4 protein-coding genes are annotated in these 1229 nt (G+C 45.3%); all 4 read right to left on the reverse strand.

The window, feature by feature from the left end; translation table 11 throughout:
- Positions 1 to 183: 183 nt before the first annotated feature.
- On the reverse strand, positions 184 to 420 hold the full coding sequence (locus ABYP33_RS19370) for a hypothetical protein (protein WP_373093019.1): 237 nt from the start codon (positions 418 to 420) through the stop codon (positions 184 to 186).
- A gap of 72 nt (positions 421 to 492) precedes the next feature.
- Entirely contained in the window at positions 493 to 669 is a 177-nt protein-coding gene (locus ABYP33_RS19375; RefSeq protein WP_373093020.1) for a hypothetical protein, read from the reverse strand.
- 81 nt (positions 670 to 750) lie between these two features.
- Positions 751 to 927, reverse strand: a complete 177-nt coding sequence (locus ABYP33_RS19380) for a hypothetical protein (protein WP_373093022.1) — start codon at positions 925 to 927, stop codon at positions 751 to 753.
- Positions 928 to 1002: 75 nt separating this feature from the next.
- The gene (locus tag ABYP33_RS19385; protein WP_373093023.1) at positions 1003 to 1194 is read right to left on the reverse strand and encodes a hypothetical protein; all 192 of its coding nucleotides are present in this window, start codon (positions 1192 to 1194) and stop codon (positions 1003 to 1005) included.
- Positions 1195 to 1229 lie beyond the last annotated feature (35 nt).

Below are 1229 nucleotides of genomic sequence, written 5' to 3' on the forward strand. Positions count from 1 at the left end.
ATCTCCGTAACCTCTGGATTGACCACAACCACCGCATGCCCCCCTTTGGAGTGGCAGGCTTCTACGATTGAATCTAGGCTGGTGCAGCCTGTAAGGACTAGAATCAGGGGGATTATTCTCATTGGTTTCTCCGTTGTCGGGCACCTTTTAACGTGTTATCGGGCCTGCCTTTGTTTCAGGGTGTTAGCTGTCATATAGCCCTTTAATCTTTAGGGTGTGTCCATCCTCACTTGTTGCTACTTTACTTCTCTGGTCGCACCGGTAATTTACATACTTAAAATAGCCGTTTATCTCAGGCTTAAACATATCACCGGCAGTCGAAATATCATCAAGCAACGACCACAAGAAATCGATTTGCTCATCTTTCTTCTGGCATAATTCTGCCAGCGTTTTTTGCTTACCTAAAATGTACTTATTCATTCTGTCAGTCCTCCACAGCTAACAACAAATTGTTGCGCGACGTTCGCTGCGCTCTCTCGCCAAAATTAAGGGTTATGTGCCTATCGCTTTCGTGTGGCCGCAGTGCTTACACTCCCACCAATTCTCGTCGTCAGACTCATCTAAAAACATCGGCGTCATGTGGCAAATTGGTGGCGTCCACCGCTTTTCATCCTCGGCCATCATTTCGTCAAATCCTGCAAATGCTTCCCGTTCATCTTCAGTCAACATATCTCACTCCGTATCGGCACATAACAATCACAGCCAGTCGCTGCGCTGGGACTCCCTATCGGTCGCCCCTGCTGTTTGGGGTTATGCGCTCAATTTAGCTACGTTTTGCGGCATCCGAGTTAAAATCTGCCCTTGCATATTTTGCAGCAGTACATCACCACCATCAAAGCCAACAATAATCCACAAACCCGAGTCACCAATAATATGAACAGTGTCGAATTTCTTTAGTGTCTTTTGGTTCTTGTCTAAAATATCCAATTTGTTTCTCCATTGCGCGCTAGCGCATAACAGGTAAATGTTTCGGACTGCTTCAGCAGCCGCAAATTAAAAGGGTTATGTGCTGCTAATCTCGCAAATATCTAAGTTCAGCACTCTTCCGCCTTCGCCGTTATTCCTGACGATTTCACCACAATCTATATCGTAATCAGTTACCACAAACTCGACGTTTTTGAGTCCGTGAAAATTTGGGTGGGTCACAGTATCCCCAGCCTTTAATGCGTAAGTTTTCCCGCTAAAACCTTTCATAATCTAAAATCCTTTGTGGTCGTTAGCACATAACA

Origin of the sequence: Zhongshania sp., assembly GCF_041584495.1 — a bacterium.
Lineage (GTDB): Bacteria > Pseudomonadota > Gammaproteobacteria > Pseudomonadales > Spongiibacteraceae > Spongiibacter.

Excerpts from the sequence above, each read along its gene's own strand:
- ABYP33_RS19370 (WP_373093019.1), bottom strand. The coding sequence starts at position 420 with ATGAATAAGTACATTTTAGGTAAGCAAAAAACGCTGGCAGAATTATGC.
- ABYP33_RS19375 (WP_373093020.1), bottom strand. The coding sequence starts at position 669 with ATGTTGACTGAAGATGAACGGGAAGCATTTGCAGGATTTGACGAAATG.
- ABYP33_RS19385 (WP_373093023.1), bottom strand. The coding sequence starts at position 1,194 with ATGAAAGGTTTTAGCGGGAAAACTTACGCATTAAAGGCTGGGGATACT.